Origin of the sequence: Pseudomonas sp. NMS19W (assembly GCF_051554255.1) — a bacterium.
In the GTDB taxonomy this organism is placed as follows: Bacteria; Pseudomonadota; Gammaproteobacteria; order Pseudomonadales; family Pseudomonadaceae; genus Aquipseudomonas; species Aquipseudomonas kribbensis.
In genome coordinates this window covers 6,139,002-6,154,256 of record NZ_CP136718.1, presented here as the reverse complement: position 1 = coordinate 6,154,256, position 15,255 = coordinate 6,139,002, and the positions used below count along the sequence as shown (strand labels likewise).

15 protein-coding genes and 1 pseudogene are annotated in these 15,255 nt (G+C 60.7%); 8 read left to right on the top strand and 8 right to left on the bottom strand.

Annotated features, from left to right (window positions below; translation table 11 throughout):
- Nucleotides 1–75: 75 nt before the first annotated feature.
- Nucleotides 76–855, bottom strand: a complete 780-nt coding sequence (locus R1A29_RS28355; protein WP_007920349.1) for an exodeoxyribonuclease III — start codon at nucleotides 853–855, stop codon at nucleotides 76–78.
- 82 nt (nucleotides 856–937) lie between these two features.
- On the opposite strand from R1A29_RS28355, the gene pyrE reads away from it, so the two are divergent.
- Complete coding sequence (pyrE, locus tag R1A29_RS28350) at nucleotides 938–1,582, top strand: orotate phosphoribosyltransferase (RefSeq protein ID WP_007954442.1); 645 nt, start codon at nucleotides 938–940, stop codon at nucleotides 1,580–1,582.
- Nucleotides 1,583–1,652: 70 nt separating this feature from the next.
- On the opposite strand, the gene argB is transcribed toward pyrE, so the two are convergent.
- From argB to coaBC, 4 genes and pseudogenes are all read right to left on the bottom strand, one after another.
- Nucleotides 1,653–2,558: an acetylglutamate kinase gene (gene argB / locus R1A29_RS28345; RefSeq protein WP_119426808.1), complete on the bottom strand. Its 906-nt coding sequence runs from the start codon at nucleotides 2,556–2,558 to the stop codon at nucleotides 1,653–1,655.
- Nucleotides 2,559–2,575: 17 nt separating this feature from the next.
- Nucleotides 2,576–3,979 (bottom strand): annotated as a pseudogene (locus tag R1A29_RS28340) (phosphomannomutase/phosphoglucomutase); the annotation flags it as partial.
- 236 nt (nucleotides 3,980–4,215) lie between these two features.
- Nucleotides 4,216–4,671: a dUTP diphosphatase gene (gene dut / locus R1A29_RS28335; RefSeq protein WP_065258173.1), complete on the bottom strand. Its 456-nt coding sequence runs from the start codon at nucleotides 4,669–4,671 to the stop codon at nucleotides 4,216–4,218.
- A 5-nt stretch (nucleotides 4,672–4,676) separates the two neighbouring features.
- Nucleotides 4,677–5,885, bottom strand: a complete 1,209-nt coding sequence (coaBC, locus tag R1A29_RS28330) for a bifunctional phosphopantothenoylcysteine decarboxylase/phosphopantothenate--cysteine ligase CoaBC (protein ID WP_085708873.1) — start codon at nucleotides 5,883–5,885, stop codon at nucleotides 4,677–4,679.
- Nucleotides 5,886–6,019: 134 nt separating this feature from the next.
- Between coaBC and radC the strand changes: the two genes are divergently transcribed.
- On the top strand, nucleotides 6,020–6,694 hold the full coding sequence (radC, locus tag R1A29_RS28325; RefSeq protein WP_438300171.1) for a RadC family protein: 675 nt from the start codon (nucleotides 6,020–6,022) through the stop codon (nucleotides 6,692–6,694).
- Between the two features lie 77 nt (nucleotides 6,695–6,771).
- Here radC and R1A29_RS28320 read toward each other — a convergent pair whose 3' ends face one another.
- Nucleotides 6,772–8,361 (bottom strand): ABC transporter substrate-binding protein, encoded by a 1,590-nt coding sequence (locus R1A29_RS28320; RefSeq protein ID WP_438300170.1) that lies wholly within the window; start codon nucleotides 8,359–8,361, stop codon nucleotides 6,772–6,774.
- Between the two features lie 79 nt (nucleotides 8,362–8,440).
- On the opposite strand from R1A29_RS28320, the gene R1A29_RS28315 reads away from it, so the two are divergent.
- The 3 genes from R1A29_RS28315 to rpmG all read left to right on the top strand — a co-directional run bounded on the left by R1A29_RS28315 (nucleotide 8,441) and on the right by rpmG (nucleotide 9,208).
- Nucleotides 8,441–8,608: a hypothetical protein gene (locus tag R1A29_RS28315; protein ID WP_438300169.1), complete on the top strand. Its 168-nt coding sequence runs from the start codon at nucleotides 8,441–8,443 to the stop codon at nucleotides 8,606–8,608.
- Nucleotides 8,609–8,807: 199 nt separating this feature from the next.
- On the top strand, nucleotides 8,808–9,041 hold the full coding sequence (gene rpmB / locus R1A29_RS28310) for a 50S ribosomal protein L28 (protein ID WP_003229474.1): 234 nt from the start codon (nucleotides 8,808–8,810) through the stop codon (nucleotides 9,039–9,041).
- Nucleotides 9,042–9,052: 11 nt separating this feature from the next.
- The gene (rpmG, locus tag R1A29_RS28305) at nucleotides 9,053–9,208 is read left to right on the top strand and encodes a 50S ribosomal protein L33 (RefSeq protein ID WP_003177274.1); all 156 of its coding nucleotides are present in this window, start codon (nucleotides 9,053–9,055) and stop codon (nucleotides 9,206–9,208) included.
- Between the two features lie 74 nt (nucleotides 9,209–9,282).
- Here the strand turns inward: rpmG and R1A29_RS28300 are convergent, their stop codons facing one another.
- Nucleotides 9,283–9,645: a cupin domain-containing protein gene (locus R1A29_RS28300; RefSeq protein ID WP_085708876.1), complete on the bottom strand. Its 363-nt coding sequence runs from the start codon at nucleotides 9,643–9,645 to the stop codon at nucleotides 9,283–9,285.
- 237 nt (nucleotides 9,646–9,882) lie between these two features.
- On the opposite strand from R1A29_RS28300, the gene R1A29_RS28295 reads away from it, so the two are divergent.
- Both R1A29_RS28295 and R1A29_RS28290 read left to right on the top strand, forming a co-directional pair.
- Entirely contained in the window at nucleotides 9,883–11,376 is a 1,494-nt protein-coding gene (locus R1A29_RS28295; protein ID WP_085708877.1) for an aldehyde dehydrogenase, read from the top strand.
- A 184-nt stretch (nucleotides 11,377–11,560) separates the two neighbouring features.
- Nucleotides 11,561–12,706: an MFS transporter gene (locus R1A29_RS28290; protein WP_438300168.1), complete on the top strand. Its 1,146-nt coding sequence runs from the start codon at nucleotides 11,561–11,563 to the stop codon at nucleotides 12,704–12,706.
- 21 nt (nucleotides 12,707–12,727) lie between these two features.
- Here R1A29_RS28290 and R1A29_RS28285 read toward each other — a convergent pair whose 3' ends face one another.
- Nucleotides 12,728–14,263 carry a phospholipase D family protein gene (locus tag R1A29_RS28285; protein ID WP_438302101.1) on the bottom strand — a complete coding sequence of 512 codons (1,536 nt, stop codon included), beginning with the start codon at nucleotides 14,261–14,263 and terminating at the stop codon, nucleotides 12,728–12,730.
- Nucleotides 14,264–14,540: 277 nt separating this feature from the next.
- Between R1A29_RS28285 and R1A29_RS28280 the strand changes: the two genes are divergently transcribed.
- Nucleotides 14,541–15,191: a DUF1120 domain-containing protein gene (locus tag R1A29_RS28280; RefSeq protein WP_438300167.1), complete on the top strand. Its 651-nt coding sequence runs from the start codon at nucleotides 14,541–14,543 to the stop codon at nucleotides 15,189–15,191.
- The last annotated feature ends 64 nt before the right edge of the window (nucleotides 15,192–15,255 follow it).

Here is a 15,255-nt window from a genome sequence, read left to right as displayed (position 1 = left end):
TCCAGCCTGAGACTGACCCATAAAAAATGCCCGTATCCTGCGATACGGGCATTTTTTTCTACTGCGAAACGACGCTTAGATGGTCAGCGTCCAGTCGTAGTCGACGATCAGCGGCGCGTGTTGCGAGAACCGAGGCTGACGCGGCAGGCGTGCGCTGCGCACGAAGCGCCGCAGGCCCGGAGTCAGGATCTGGTAGTCGAAGCGCCAGCCCAGATTCAGCATCTCGGCCTGTTCGTTGTCCGGCCACCAGCTGTACTGGTCGCCTTCGCGGCTGACTTCGCGCAGGGCGTCTACGTAGCCCATGTTGCCGACAATCTCGTCCATCCAGGCGCGTTCTGGCGCCAGGAAGCCCGGAGATTGCTGGCTGTCGCGCCAGTTCTTGATGTCGAGCTTCTGCTGCGCGACGTACAGCGAGCCACAATAAATGTACTCGCGACGTTTGCGCCGCTGTTTGTCCAGGTACTTGCCGAAGTCGTCCATGAGCTTGAACTTCTGGTTCAAGTCCTCATCGCCGTTCATCCCCGAAGGAAGCAGCAAGGTGGCAATACTGACTTTGTCGAAATCTGCTTGCAGGTAGCGCCCGTAGCGGTCGGCCGTCTCGAAACCGAGACCGCTGATGACAGCCTTCGGTTGCAACCGCGAATACAAAGCCACGCCGCCTTGGGCAGGGACTTCAGCATCGCAGGCATAAAGGAAGTAGCCGTCCAGTTGGAAGGCTGGGTCATCCAGTTCAAAGGCGGAGGCACGGGTGTCCTGCAGGCAGATGACGTCGGCATTCTGTGCCTGCAGCCAACTGAGCAAACCGCGCTCGACTGCAGCCTGAATACCATTGACGTTCACACTGATGATCCGCATAAATGGCCCCAAAAATCGCGTGCGTGTATGATACACGGCGTCAAGCTAATTAGCTAAATCCGTGGTATTTGGGGTTTTTTTCATGCAAGCGTATCAGCGCGATTTCATTCGTTTTGCCATCGATCGCGGCGTTTTGCGCTTCGGTGAGTTCACCCTGAAGTCCGGACGCACCAGTCCTTACTTCTTCAACGCCGGCCTGTTCAACTCGGGTTCGGCCCTGGCGCAGCTCGGTCGTTTCTATGCCGCAGCCATCGCCGAGAGCGGAATTCCGTTCGACGTGCTGTTCGGTCCGGCCTACAAAGGCATCCCGCTGGCGGCAACCACTGCCGTGGCGCTGGCTGAACACCACAACCGTGACCTGCCATGGTGCTTCAATCGCAAGGAAGCCAAGGCCCACGGCGAAGGCGGCAGTCTGGTTGGCGCACCGCTGACCGGTGAAGTGCTGATCATCGACGACGTGATCACCGCCGGCACCGCGATCCGTGAAGTGATGCAGATCATCGCGTCCCAGGACGGCGCCAAGGCCGCTGGCGTGCTGATCGCCCTGAACCGTCAGGAGCGCGGCAACGGCGAGCTGTCGGCGATCCAGGAAGTCGAGCGTGATTTCGGCATCCCGGTCATCAGCATCGTGTCGCTGAATCAGGTGCTGGAATTCCTGGCTGACGACCCGCAACTCAAGCAGCACCTGCCAGCCGTTGAAGCCTATCGCGCCCAGTTCGGCGTTTGATCGCTTCTTCCAGGCAAAAAAAGACCCCGCTCAGTCAGGCTGAGCGGGGTCTTTTTGTTTGCGCTACCGCTTAAGGACGCTTGCGATTGCTGATCAGCGTACCCACACCGGTGTCGGTGAAGATTTCCAGCAGGATCGCGTTCGGCACGCGGCCGTCGATGATCAGCGAGCTGCCCACGCCGCCCTGAACGGCTTCCAGTGCACAACGGATCTTCGGCAGCATGCCGCCGTAGATGGTGCCGTCGGCGATCAGGTCGTCGACCTGCTGGGTGCTCAGGCCGGTCAGTACGGTGCCCGACTTGTCCATCAGGCCGGCGATGTTGGTCAGCAGCATCAGCTTCTCGGCTTTCAGCGCTTCGGCAACCTTGCCGGCCACCAGATCGGCGTTGATGTTGTACGACTCGCCGTTCTCACCTACACCGATCGGCGCGATCACCGGGATGAAGTTGCCTTTGACCAGCAGATTCAGCAGTTCTGTGTTGATCCCGACCACTTCGCCTACCTGGCCGATGTCGATGATTTCCGGTTGGGTCATCTCCGGGGTCTGGCGGGTGACGGTGAGCTTCTTCGCACGAATCAGCCCAGCGTCTTTGCCGGTCAGGCCGATGGCGCTGCCGCCGTGACGGTTGATCAGGTTGACGATGCTTTTGTTGACCTGGCCGCCGAGAACCATTTCCACCACGTCCATGGTCGCCGCGTCGGTGACGCGCATGCCGTCGACGAAGTGGCTTTCGATCGACAGGCGCTTGAGCAGATCACCGATCTGCGGGCCGCCGCCGTGAACCACGACCGGGTTGATGCCGACGGCTTTCATCAAGACGATGTCGCGGGCGAAGCCGGTTTTCAGCTCCTCGCTTTCCATCGCGTTGCCGCCGTATTTGATCACCAGGGTCTTGCCGACATAACGTCGGATGTAAGGCAACGCTTCGGACAGGACCTTGGCGGTTTGGGCGGCGGCTTCGCGTTCGAGGGTCATTCAGGGCTCCGGGTGAATCAGAACGGTAGTTGGAGATCAGGTGCAACGCGTTTCAACTGGGCATGGAACACAGCCTTGATGCGCTGCAATTCAGCCTCGTCATCGGCCTCGAAGCGCAGCACCAGCACCGGTGTGGTGTTGGACGCGCGCACCAGGCCCCAGCCTTTGGCGTAATCGACCCGCACGCCGTCAATGGTGGTCAGGTCGGCGCCTGGACCCCACTGCGCATCGTGCAGTGCATCAATGATGCTGAATTTGCTCTCTTCGGTCACATGGATATTGATTTCCGGCGTGGAAATATCGTTCGGGAAGGTCGCGAACAGCGCTTCCGCATCGGATTTTTCCTTGCTGAGGATTTCCAGCAGCCGTGCGGCGCTGTAAATGCCGTCGTCGAAACCGAACCAGCGTTCCTTGAAGAAGATGTGCCCGCTCATTTCGCCGGCCAGCAATGCGCCGGACTGTTTCATTTTCTTTTTGATCAACGAGTGACCGGTCTTCCACATTAGCGACTGGCCGCCGTATTCCTTGATCAACGGAATCAGGCGACGGGTGCATTTGACGTCGAAGATGATTTCCGCGCCCGGGTTGCGGGCCAGTACGTCGCGGGCAAACAGCATCAGCAGGCGATCCGGGAACACGATGGTGCCGGTGTTGGTCACCACGCCGACGCGGTCGCCGTCGCCGTCGAAGGCCAGGCCGATGTCAGCCTTGGTTTCCTTGACCTTGGCAATCAGGTCGACGAGGTTTTCAGGCTTGCCCGGATCCGGGTGGTGGTTCGGGAAGTTGCCGTCGACTTCGCAGAACAGCGGGATGACTTCGCAGTTCAGCGCTTCGATCAGCTGTGGGGCAATCACGCCGGCCGCACCGTTGCCGCAGTCGACCACGACTTTCAGGCGCCGGGCCAGTTTGATGTCCTGGACGATTTCGGTGGTGTAGCGGTCGAGGATCTCGACCTGGGTCACGCTGCCCTTGCCGCTGCTCAGGTTGCCGGTCTTGAGGCGCTCGTGCAGGGCCTGGATCTGTTCGTTGGCGAGGGTGTCGCCGGCGATCACGATCTTGAAGCCGTTGTAGTTCGACGGGTTGTGGCTGCCAGTGAGCATTACGCCGGATTTACCGGCCAGCACGTTGGCGGCGTAGTACAGCGCCGGGGTCGGCACCAGGCCGACGTCGCTGACGTGGCAGCCGCTTTCGGCGATACCGCGGATCAGCTCGGCAACCAGTTCCGGGCCGGACAGGCGGCCGTCGCGGCCGACGGAAACATTCGGTTCACCCTGGGCCAGGCTCTGGGAGCCGATGGCGCGGCCGATCCAGTAAGCGGTTTCGGCATTGAGGAATTCCGGCACGGTGCCGCGAATGTCATAGGCGCGGAAGATGCTGTCGGGAAGCTTCGGGGCGTCTTGGGCGGGGGTGCTCATCTGCGGAAATGCTCCATCTCGAAAGTGGCGGGACAGGCCGGCGAATCATCTCGGCGGCAGGCTCAAACTGAAGGGTATGACGGCGGTTTTCACAGAGAGTTCGTGGTGTGAAAGGGCCATGACGCCTTGTCCGGCGTGGCTTTGGCCTGCCAATGCCTTGATTTTCGGCGCTAAACCTTGCAGATGACATTTTGAATTTCGTGGCAAGCAACGCGCGCTCGCCACGACAGGTTTCCAGCCGATTACTTGGTGCCGGAGTGGCCGAAACCGCCAGCGCCACGCTCGGTTTCGACGAACTCTTCAACCATCTCGAAGTGCGCCTGCACTACCGGCACCAGCACCAGCTGCGCCAGGCGCTCGCCCACCGGCATGGTGAATTCGGTCTGGCCACGGTTCCAGCAGGACACCATCAGCGGGCCCTGGTAGTCGGAGTCGATCAGGCCGACCAGATTGCCCAGCACAATGCCGTGCTTATGGCCCATGCCCGAGCGCGGCAGGATCAGCGCGGCGAGGTTCGGGTCGCCGATGTACACCGACAGCCCGGTAGGGATCAGCACGGTTTCACCCGGTTTGATCACGATGTCCTGTTCCAGCATGGCGCGCAGGTCGAGGCCGGCGGAGCCCGGTGTGGCGTATTGCGGCAGCGGGAATTCGGTACCGATGCGTGGGTCGAGGATCTTGGCTTGCAAAGCGTGCATGTAAATTAAACCTGGTTCAGACGTTCGGCGATAAAAGTGACGAGCTGACGAGCGATCTTGCTCTTGCTGGTCTGGGCGAAAACCGTGGCGTGCAGCCCACGGTCGATGACGCTGCAGGCGTTTTCTTCACTGTTGAAACCGATGCTCGGGTTGGCGACGTCGTTGGCGACGATCAGATCGAGATTCTTGTCCTTCAGCTTGCGTGCAGCGTAGTCGAGCAGGTGTTCGGTCTCGGCGGCGAAGCCGACACTGAACGGACGATCGGGACGGGTCGCGATGGTGGCCAGGATATCCGGGTTGCGCACCATTTGCAGGACGAAGCCGTCACCGCTCGTAGGGTCTTTCTTCAATTTTTGCGGGGCGACGACTTCCGGGCGGTAGTCCGCGACCGCTGCCGAGGCGATGAAGATGTCGCAAGGGATCGCGGCTTCGCAGGCAGCGAGCATGTCGCGGGCGCTGACCACATCGATACGCGTGACGCGATCCGGCGTCGGCAAATGCACCGGGCCGCTGATCAGCGTGACGCGGGCGCCGGCTTCCACCGCCGCTTCCGCCAGGGCGAAGCCCATTTTGCCGGAGCTGTGGTTGGTGATGTAGCGCACCGGGTCGATGTTTTCCTGGGTCGGACCGGCGGTGATCACCACGTGCTTGCCGGTCAGCGCCTGACGCTGGAAGCAGTCCGCCGCGAGCTGGGCCAGATCGGTGGCTTCCATCATGCGGCCCATGCCGACGTCGCCGCAGGCCTGGCTGCCGGAGGCCGGGCCGAAGGTCTTCAGGCCACGGCTTTCAAGGAGTTGCAGGTTGGCCTGGGTCGCCGGGTCGCGCCACATGGCCTGGTTCATGGCCGGGGCGACAGCGACGATGGCGTCGGTGGCAAGCACCAGGGTGGTCAGCAGATCGTTGGCAATGCCTTGGGCCAGACGGGCCAGCAGGTCGGCGGTGGCCGGGGCGATCAGCACCAGATCGGCCCATTTGGCCAGTTCGATGTGGCCCATCGCCGCTTCGGCGGCCGGGTCGAGCAGATCCAGGTGAACCGGGTGGCCGGACAGGGCCTGCATGGTCAGCGGGGTGATGAATTCGCTGCCGCCACGGGTCATGACCACGCGCACTTCGGCGCCCTGATCGATCAGGCGGCGCACAAGGTCGGCGCTCTTGTAGGCAGCGATACCGCCGCCGACGCCCAGAACGATGCGTTTCCGATACAGCCGCTGCATAGGTCTGCCTTTCATTTCGTTGGTGACATGCGTGGCGAAACCCCTCCCCAGGGTGAATTCGCCCGCAAAAAAGATGGGCTACGATATCACAGCGACCGCTACGGAACAGCGGCGCCCACAGACAAGGAATGTGTATGAGTATTCGCGATTGGCCGGCGGCGGAAAGGCCGCGGGAGAAGCTTTTGGAACAAGGATCGGGAAGTCTTTCCGATGCCGAATTGCTGGCGATTTTTCTACGCACCGGCGTATCCGGTAAAAGCGCGGTGGATCTGGCGCGACACTTGTTGAATCAGTTCGGTAGCCTTCGGGCATTGCTGGAGTCTGATCTCGGGGCGTTCAGCGAGCAATTGGGCCTGGGGCCGGCGAAGTTTGCCCAACTGCAGGCTGTGCTGGAGATGGGGCGGCGACATTTGGCCGAGCGTATGCGGCAGAAAACGGCGCTGGAAAACCCACAAGTGGTTCGTGATTACCTCAAGGCCATGCTGCGCCACGAGCCGCACGAAGTGTTTGGCTGTCTGTTTCTGGACTCCAAACATCAAGTGTTGACCTTTGAAACGCTGTTTCGCGGCTCGATCGACAACACCGCCGTGCATCCCCGGGAAGTCGTGAAACGTTCTCTGGCCAACAACGCGGCGGCCGTGATCCTCTGCCACAACCATCCGTCGGGTAACACCGATCCCAGTCAGGCTGATCGATTATTGACCAAGCGCTTGCAGAAGGCTTTGGAATTGATCGACGTGCGGGTGCTTGATCACTTTGTCGTTGGCGATGGGGAACCGTTGTCGATGGCGGAGTGCGGTTGGATGTAGACAAGCAGCTGCAAGTTTCAAGCGGCGAGCCACAAGCTAAAGCAGACTGCGAATGGCTCTAGCTTGTGGCTTGCAGCTTATGGCTTGAGGCTGACCCTGGAGTAATCCTGCCGCCCGAACGGGCTCACCGAATAACCCTGCACGTCTTTGCGCGTCAGGGCGTAGGCCGTCGGATGCGCCAGCGGCAACCACAGCGCCTGCTGCTGGATCTGCGTCTGCGCCTGCTCATACAGCTTGGTGCGCACACCTTGTTCACTGGTGGTCTTGCCGGCGCTGATCAGCTTGTCCAGATCGGCGTTGCAGTAGCGGGCGAAGTTGGTGCCGGACTTCACCGCCGCGCAGGAAAACTGCGGTGTGAGGAAGTTGTCCGGGTCGCCGTTGTCACCGGCCCAGCCCATGAACAGCAGGTCATGCTCGCCAGCCTTGGCACGACGAATCAGTTCGCCCCATTCGATCACGCGGATTTCCGCCTGAATGCCGATTTCCGCCAGATCCGACTGCAGCAGTTGTGCACCCAGGCTCGGGTTCGGGTTGAGCAGGCTGCCGGATGGGCGCGTCCAGATGGTGGTCTGGAAACCGTCCTTCAATCCGGCCTTGGCCAGCAAAGCCTTGGCTTTTGCCACGTCGTGCGGGTAACCCGGCAGATTCTTCGCGTAGCTCCAGGTATTCGGCGGGTACGGGCCATTGGCGGGTTCGGCGGTGTCTTCGAATACAGCCTTCAGGTAGTTGGCCTTGTCAAAGGCGAGGTTGATCGCCTGACGAACTTCCGGCTTGTCCAATGGCGGATGCTGGCTGTTGATGCCGACGAATGCGGTCATGAACGCGTCAGTCTTTTCGACTTTCAGCGTCGGCTCTTCCTTCGCGGCCTGTACGTCCAATGGTTTTGGCGACAGGGCAATCTGGCACTCGTTACGCCGCAGTTTTTGCAGGCGCACGTTGGCGTCCGGGGTGATGGCGAAGATCAACGGATCCACCGCAGGCTTGCCGCCGAAGTAGTCCGGGTTGGCCTTGTAGCGGATCGAGGCGTCTTTCTGGAAGCGGGTGAACACAAACGGGCCGGTGCCGATCGGCTGGCTGTTGAGCTTGTCGGTCGCGTTCGCCTTGAGCAGCTTGTCGGCGTACTCGGCGGAATAGATCGAGGCGAAACCCATGCTCAGGGTCGCCAGGAATGTAGAGTCCGGGTGATCGAGGGTGAAGCGCACGGTGAGCGGGTCTAGCGCATCGATCTTCTTGATCAGGCTCGGCAACTGCATCGACTGGGCGTGCGGAAAGCCGCTCTGAGCGACCTTGTGCCACGGGTTGGCCGGATCGAGCATGCGGTCGAAGCTGAACTTGACGTCCTCGGCGGTCAGCTCACGGGTCGGCTTGAAGTACTCGGTGCTGTGGAACTTCACCTGCGGGTGCAGTTTGAATATATAAGTCAGGCCGTCGGTGCTGACTTCCCAGCTGTCGGCCAGGCTCGGCACCACCTTGCCGCTGGCGGTATCGAAATCCACCAGGCGGTTCATCAGCACATCGGCCGAAGCGTTGGTGGTGGTCAGCGAGTTGTACTGCACCACGTCGAACCCTTCAGGGCTGGCCTCGGTACAAACGCTCAGGGCGGCGGCCTGGGCCAGGGGGCTCAGCAATAACGGGGCGAGCAGCAGGGGGAGGGCAGCGAGGCGCATGGTCGGCTTCCTTTACAGATCGAAGGCCCATCTGCAAGTGCAGTCTGGAAAAGGCCTACCCTAGTGGTCGCGATTGCAAATGACTATCCCCTTTTTGCATTTTCAGGGGCTGAAGGCTGAGGATTTGTCGGAAGTGGCGGCAGGAAAAATCCCGAATGCGGGTATGATCGGTTTTCTTCGACGAATGGTAAAAGTTGCCGGCAGCCTTTGCCCAAGGCGCTTGCAGGCAGAAAAAGCGGCTTTTTAGCCATTCATTGCACACGGAAAGTTGTTGCTCCGTGGTCTTTCTGGTATAAAGCAGCGCTCTTTTCTAGGGGCCCGGTTCCTTCGCTTGTAGGTGTAGCCGGTAAGACCTCTAAAGAATCGCGGCGCCTGGCGCCACAATGACTAGAGATTAAGCGGCCAACCCATGCCGGGTTGGGCATGTGGTTTTAGAGGGCTGAGGCATGTCTAGAGTATGTCAAGTTACCGGTAAGGGTCCGGTAACCGGGAATAACATTTCCCACGCAAACAACAAAACCCGTCGTCGTTTCCTGCCGAACCTGCAGCATCACCGCTTCTGGGTTGAAGAAGAGAAACGTTTCGTACGCCTGCGCGTTTCCGCCAAAGGCATGCGTATCATCGACAAGCGTGGCATCAGCGTTGTGCTGGCCGAGCTGCGTCGCGACGGCAAGATTTAAGGGAGCTAATCATGCGTGAATTGATTCGTTTGATTTCGAGCGCCGGTACTGGTCACTTCTACACTACCGACAAGAACAAGCGTACTACCCCGGACAAAATCGAGATCAAGAAATATGATCCGGTTGTTCGCAAGCACGTGATCTACAAGGAAGGCAAAATCAAGTAATTGATTTTTCCCGACTTACGAAAAAAGGCCCGTATCTCACGATACGGGCCTTTTTTGTTGCCTGGCGAAAGGCTTCAGGCCTTCTGTTCGAAGATCACATAGACCTTGCGGCACGCCTCCAGCACTTCCCAGGTGCCACGGAAACCGGCCGGAATCACAAAGCGGTCGCCGACACGCAAAGTCTTGGCATTGCCTTCGCCGTCACGCAGCACCGAAACGCCCTGGAGGATTTCGCAGTATTCGTGCTCGGTGTAATTCACCGTCCACTGACCCACTGCACCTTCCCACACGCCGACGCCCATTTGCCCGCAAGGGCTGTCGTATTGATTGAACACCGCCTGCTCGGGATCGCCCTTCAGTACTTTGGCCGGGTCCGGGCGATAGCGCTCGGCCTGGTCCATGGTCAGGCTGATGTCGACGACGTTCTGGATGTTCATTGTTGTTTTTCTCCTGTAATGACGGCGCGATGGTTTGAAAGGGCCAAAGTCTATGTTGATTAAATTGAACGCCGCAAGGCGATATAGAAGCCTTATGTCAAATATATTGAAACAACCCCGGCCGCTGGTTTAGGGTGGCGGGTGCCTTGGGCCGAAAACAGGCTGGCCGGGCAGAATTCCTGAGGACGCCGGCGAAGATCGCGCGGCGCTCGTATTCAACAAGAGGAGGACACTCGAATGACCACCCTGACTCGTGCCGACTGGGAACAACGCGCTCGCGACCTGAAAATCGAAGGCCGCGCCTACCTTAATGGCGAGTACACCGATGCCGTCTCCGGCGAGACCTTCGAGTGCATCAGCCCGGTCGATGGCCGTCTGCTGGGCAAGATTGCCAGCTGTGACGCCGCCGATGCCCAGCGCGCCGTGGAAAACGCCCGCGCCACTTTCAATTCCGGCGTCTGGTCGCGCCTGGCGCCGACCAAACGCAAAGCCACCATGATCCGTTTCGCCGGCCTGCTCAAGCAGCACGCCGAAGAACTGGCCCTGCTCGAAACCCTCGACATGGGCAAGCCGATCAGCGACTCGCTGTACATCGACGTGCCGGGTGCCGCGCAAGCCCTGAGCTGGAGCGGTGAAGCGATCGACAAGATCTACGACGAAGTCGCCGCCACCCCGCACGACCAACTGGGTCTGGTAACCCGCGAGCCAGTGGGCGTGGTTGGCGCCATCGTGCCGTGGAACTTCCCGCTGATGATGGCCTGCTGGAAGCTCGGCCCGGCGCTGTCGACCGGTAACTCGGTGATCCTCAAACCGTCGGAAAAGTCCCCGCTGACTGCCATCCGCATCGCTGAACTGGCTGTTGAAGCCGGTATTCCGAAAGGCGTGCTGAACGTGTTGCCGGGCTACGGCCACACCGTCGGCAAGGCGCTCGCTCTGCATAACGATGTCGACACTCTGGTGTTCACCGGTTCGACCAAGATCGCCAAGCAACTGATGATCTATTCCGGCGAATCGAACATGAAGCGCGTCTGGCTGGAGGCCGGCGGCAAGAGCCCGAACATCGTGTTTGCCGATGCTCCGGACCTGCAAGCCGCTGCCGAATCCGCCGCCAGCGCCATCGCCTTCAACCAGGGCGAAGTCTGCACCGCCGGTTCGCGTCTGCTGGTCGAGCGTTCGATCAAGGACAAATTCCTGCCGATGGTGATTGAGGCGCTGAAAGCCTGGAAACCGGGCAATCCGCTGGACCCGGCCACCAACGTCGGTGCGCTGGTCGATACCCAGCAAATGAACACCGTGCTGTCCTACATCGAGTCGGGCCACACCGACGGCGCCAAACTGGTGGCCGGCGGCAAGCGCATCCTTCAGGAAACCGGTGGCACCTACGTCGAGCCGACGATTTTCGACGGCGTGAGCAACGCGATGAAGATTGCCCAGGAAGAAATCTTCGGCCCGGTGCTGTCGGTCATCGCCTTCGACACGGCCGAGGAGGCGATCAACATCGCCAACGACACGCCTTACGGTCTGGCTGCAGCGGTCTGGACCCAGGACATCTCCAAGGCGCATCTGACCGCCAAGGCCCTGCGTGCCGGCAGCGTGTGGGTCAACCAGTACGATGGCGGCGACATGACCGCACCGTTCGGCGGCTTCAAGCAGTCGGGCAATGGTCGTGACAAGTCGTTGCATGCGTTCGACAAATACACCGAGCTGAAGGCGACCTGGATCAAGCTGTAAACCGTTGAGGGAGCCTGCTTCGGCGGGCTCCCGAACGATACAAAGATCCCTGTGGGAGCGAGCCTGCTCGCGAAAGCGGTGTATCCGTCAGCACATCTGCTGAAGGTGAAACCGTTATCGCGAGCAAGCTCGCTCCCACAGTGTTTTGTGGTGCATATAAAAATTATCCACAGGAGCGTGGACCATGCGTTGGGCGACGTATTTCGCCGTGTTGGCGTCTGTCTTGAGTGTTGGCCTGGCCCTTGGCGTCAGCATGCCGCTGGTGTCTTTGCGTCTGGAGGGTTGGGGTTACGGTTCGTTCGCCATCGGCGTGATGGCGGCGATGCCGGCCATTGGCGTGCTGCTGGGGGCGAAAGTGTCCAGTCATCTGGCGGCGCGCTTCGGCACGGCGAACCTGATGCGCCTGTGCCTGTGGGGCGGGGCATTGTCCATCGGCCTGCTGGCACTGCTGCCGAGTTATCCGATCTGGCTGGTGCTGCGGCTGATGATCGGGGTGATCCTGACCATTGTGTTCATCCTTGGCGAAAGCTGGATCAATCAACTGGTGGTCGAGCAGTGGCGCGGGCGACTGGTGGCGCTGTATGGCAGCAGTTATGCGCTCAGCCAACTGTCCGGGCCGTTACTGCTGGGTGCGCTCGGCACCGAGCATGATTACGGCTTCTGGGTGGGTGTCGGCCTTTTAATCGCTGCGCCACTTCTGTTGCTGGGGCGCAGCGGTGCACCGAGCAGCGAGGCCAGCAGCGTGACCTTCGGTGACCTGTGGGGTTTCAGTCGCGAATTGCCGGCGATTGCCTGGGCGGTATCGCTGTTCGCCGCGTTTGAGGCGATGATCCTGTCCCTGTTGCCGGTGTACTGCCTGCAACAGGGCTTCACGGCGGAAATAGCGCTGGCGATGGTCAGCACCGTGGTGGTGGGCGACGCGCTGCTGCAATTGCCCATCGGTGCGCTGGCCGACTACCTGTCGCGGCGGACCTTGTTCGCCGGTTGCGCGGTGGTGCTGATGCTGTCGAGTCTGGCGATCCCGATGCTGATCGACACCCTGCTGATCTGGCCGTTGTGGGTGCTGTTCGGCGCCAGTGCCGGTGGCTTGTTCACCCTGTCGCTGATCCTGATCGGCGAGCGCTACCGCGATGACGCACTGGTGCGCGCCAATGCGCACGTCGCGCAGCTGTGGGGTGTCGGTTGCCTTATCGGGCCGCTGGCGGCGGGGGCGGGCAGCCAATGGATCAGCGGGCACGCGTTGCCGTGGTTCATGGCGGCCGGGGCGTTCGGGCTGGTGATTCTGCTGTCACGGCAAGGGGCGTTCGGCAAGGTGCCGGAGCCTGCCTGATGTTCACGCTGGGGCGGATGGCTACAGCATCCGCTCCAGCCCCACCGTGGTGCTGAACCACGCATTGAAGCGCCGCCACCAACTGCCGGGTTCCTTGGTCAACGTGTGCATCTGGCCGTTGTCCTCGGTGACCCAGACTATTTTTCCGTCCTGCAATTTCGCCTCGTAACTCAACGCGGGCGCCATGCCCTGCACGGCCAGTTCCCGAACGTGGGCAGCCAGTTCGGGACTGTCCACCAGCACCCCGACTTCGGTGTTCCACAACACCGAGCGAGGGTCGAAATTAAACGAGCCGATGAATGCTTTCTTCCCGTCGAAGATCATCGCCTTGCTGTGCAGGCTGGAATCCGAGCCGCGAAACGACTTGCTGTAAAACAGGTGCGGGCCGCTGCCGAAGTTATCCCCAGGCTGGCGCCGCAGTTCATACAACTTCACGCCATGTTCCAGCAATGCCTTGCGATAGGGCGCGTAACCCCCGTGCACCGCCGGCACGTCGGTGGCTTCCAGTGAGTTGGTCAGCAGGCTCACCGATACGCCCGCATCGGCCCGACCGGTCAGATAGACCAGCCCCGGCTGGCCCGGTACGAAATAGGCGGAAATCATTATCAGCTGCTTGCTGACACCCCTCAGCTCCGGTGCCAGTTGCGTGGTCAGCAGCAGCTGCGGATCAGGCTCGCCATCCGCCAGCACCTTGCTCGGTGCGTCCCACAACGCCTGGTTCCACGCCCAGATCAGCTCCCGGCGCCAGATGTCCATGCGCGGGTGGGTGGTGAAGGTCATCAACTGCTGATAGAGCGCGTGGTTCTGTTTGCGGGTTTCCTCGAGGGATTCCTCCAGGCGCGTGCGGGTGTTCTGCAGGTCTTTGGCCGAAGGTTTACTGGAGAGGAATTCCTCGATCGGCTTGCTCAGGGCGCTGTTCCAGTACTGGTCGAAGCTGTGCCCGAGCTGCTCGGCGACCGGTCCGACGCTGAGCATGTCGATGTCGGTGAAGTTCAGATTGGGCTCTGCATCGAAATACTCGTCACCTAGATTACGTCCGCCGACGATCGCGGCGCTGTTGTCCGCCAGCCACAGCTTGTTGTGCATCCGCCGGTGTTGCTGCGACAGGTTGAACAGCCGTCCTGCGGCGCGGGTCACGCCGGTGCTGCGGCCCAGGTGCAGTGGATTGAACAGGCGGATCTGGATGTTCGGATGCGCCGCCAGCGTGGCGATGATCAGGTCGAGGCCGTCGCTGGTGGTGTCGTCCAGCAGGATGCGAACTCGTACGCCACGATCGGCAGCCTTCAACACTTCTTCCACCAGCATCCGCGTACTGATGCCGTCGTGGACGATGTAGTACTGCAAATCGAGGCTGCTCCGGGCGTTGCGGATCAACTCGGCGCGGGCCGTGAAGGCTTCGGTGCTGTTGGACAGCAGGCGAAAGCCGGACTGGCCTTTGTACGGTGCGGCCTGGGCCTGGATAGAGCGGCCGAATGCCGATCCATCGGCCGGCAGGGTCTGGCTGGGCTCTCTTGGAACATCAAGCGAGGCGCACCCGGCGAGCAACAGGACGAACATCAATGCAAATGGCAGGGAATGTCTGGTGCTCAAGTCGGGTCGTTCCGGGTGTGGGCGAGGTCAGGAGTATGGCATGACGTTCTCACTATCTGGTCACGGGGAAATGTAGGACTCCGTTACCTAATTCCAACTGCCTATTGTTCTGGTCGTAATTTCGCTATGTGATGGCTGTCATTTCCTACAGATTTGTCTCTCTTGAGCCGCAATCATCAACTCCCTTGCTTACACACCAGGTTTGTAGGGATTGAACTGTCAATCAAATGGACGATTACGGCTTATGAAAAAGACATCACGTCTTGCGGTACTGGCAGCGGCATTGCTGCCAACATTGGCGATGGCAGAAAGCGTTGACCTGAATGTCATCGGCACCATTATTCCGACTGCCTGCGTTCCGGCCTTTGCCGGCGGCGGTACGGTGGATCTGCGCAAGATTTCCGCCTCTACGCTGAACCCGACCACCCAGACAGTGCTGGCCGGTCGCGACGTGTCGCTGCACATCAATTGCGATGCCCCGGCTCCGGTCGAAGTGTCGGTGCGCGACAACCGGGCCGGCACCAAGTTGCCGGGTATCAGCGACGGTGCCGGTCAGAATGACCCGGCGCTGTTTTACGGGCTGGGTGAAATCAACGGTACGCGCATCGGTGGTTTCGCCTTGCGCCACGGCGTTCCGGAGACCGACGGCAATACCCGGATATTGCTGACCCGCACGCTGGCGGCCCCGGCATGGCGTGTGCCGACCAGTACGCTGGTCAGCAATGCGCCGCAGCTGTACTCGTGGGGCGCCAGTGCCGCGACCGGCCCGGTTGCCGCCCGCCACCACGGTTTCCCGATGCACCTGCTGCCGATCATCGGCCCAAGCAACGCTTTGCCGATTACCAGCGAAATCCCGCTGGATGGTTCCGTGACGTTCGACATGTTCTATCTCTGACGGCGGCTGTCCGGTGCCCTCAAGGCGCCGGGTCTGACCGTTGCGTATGAGCGCGGTCCGACAT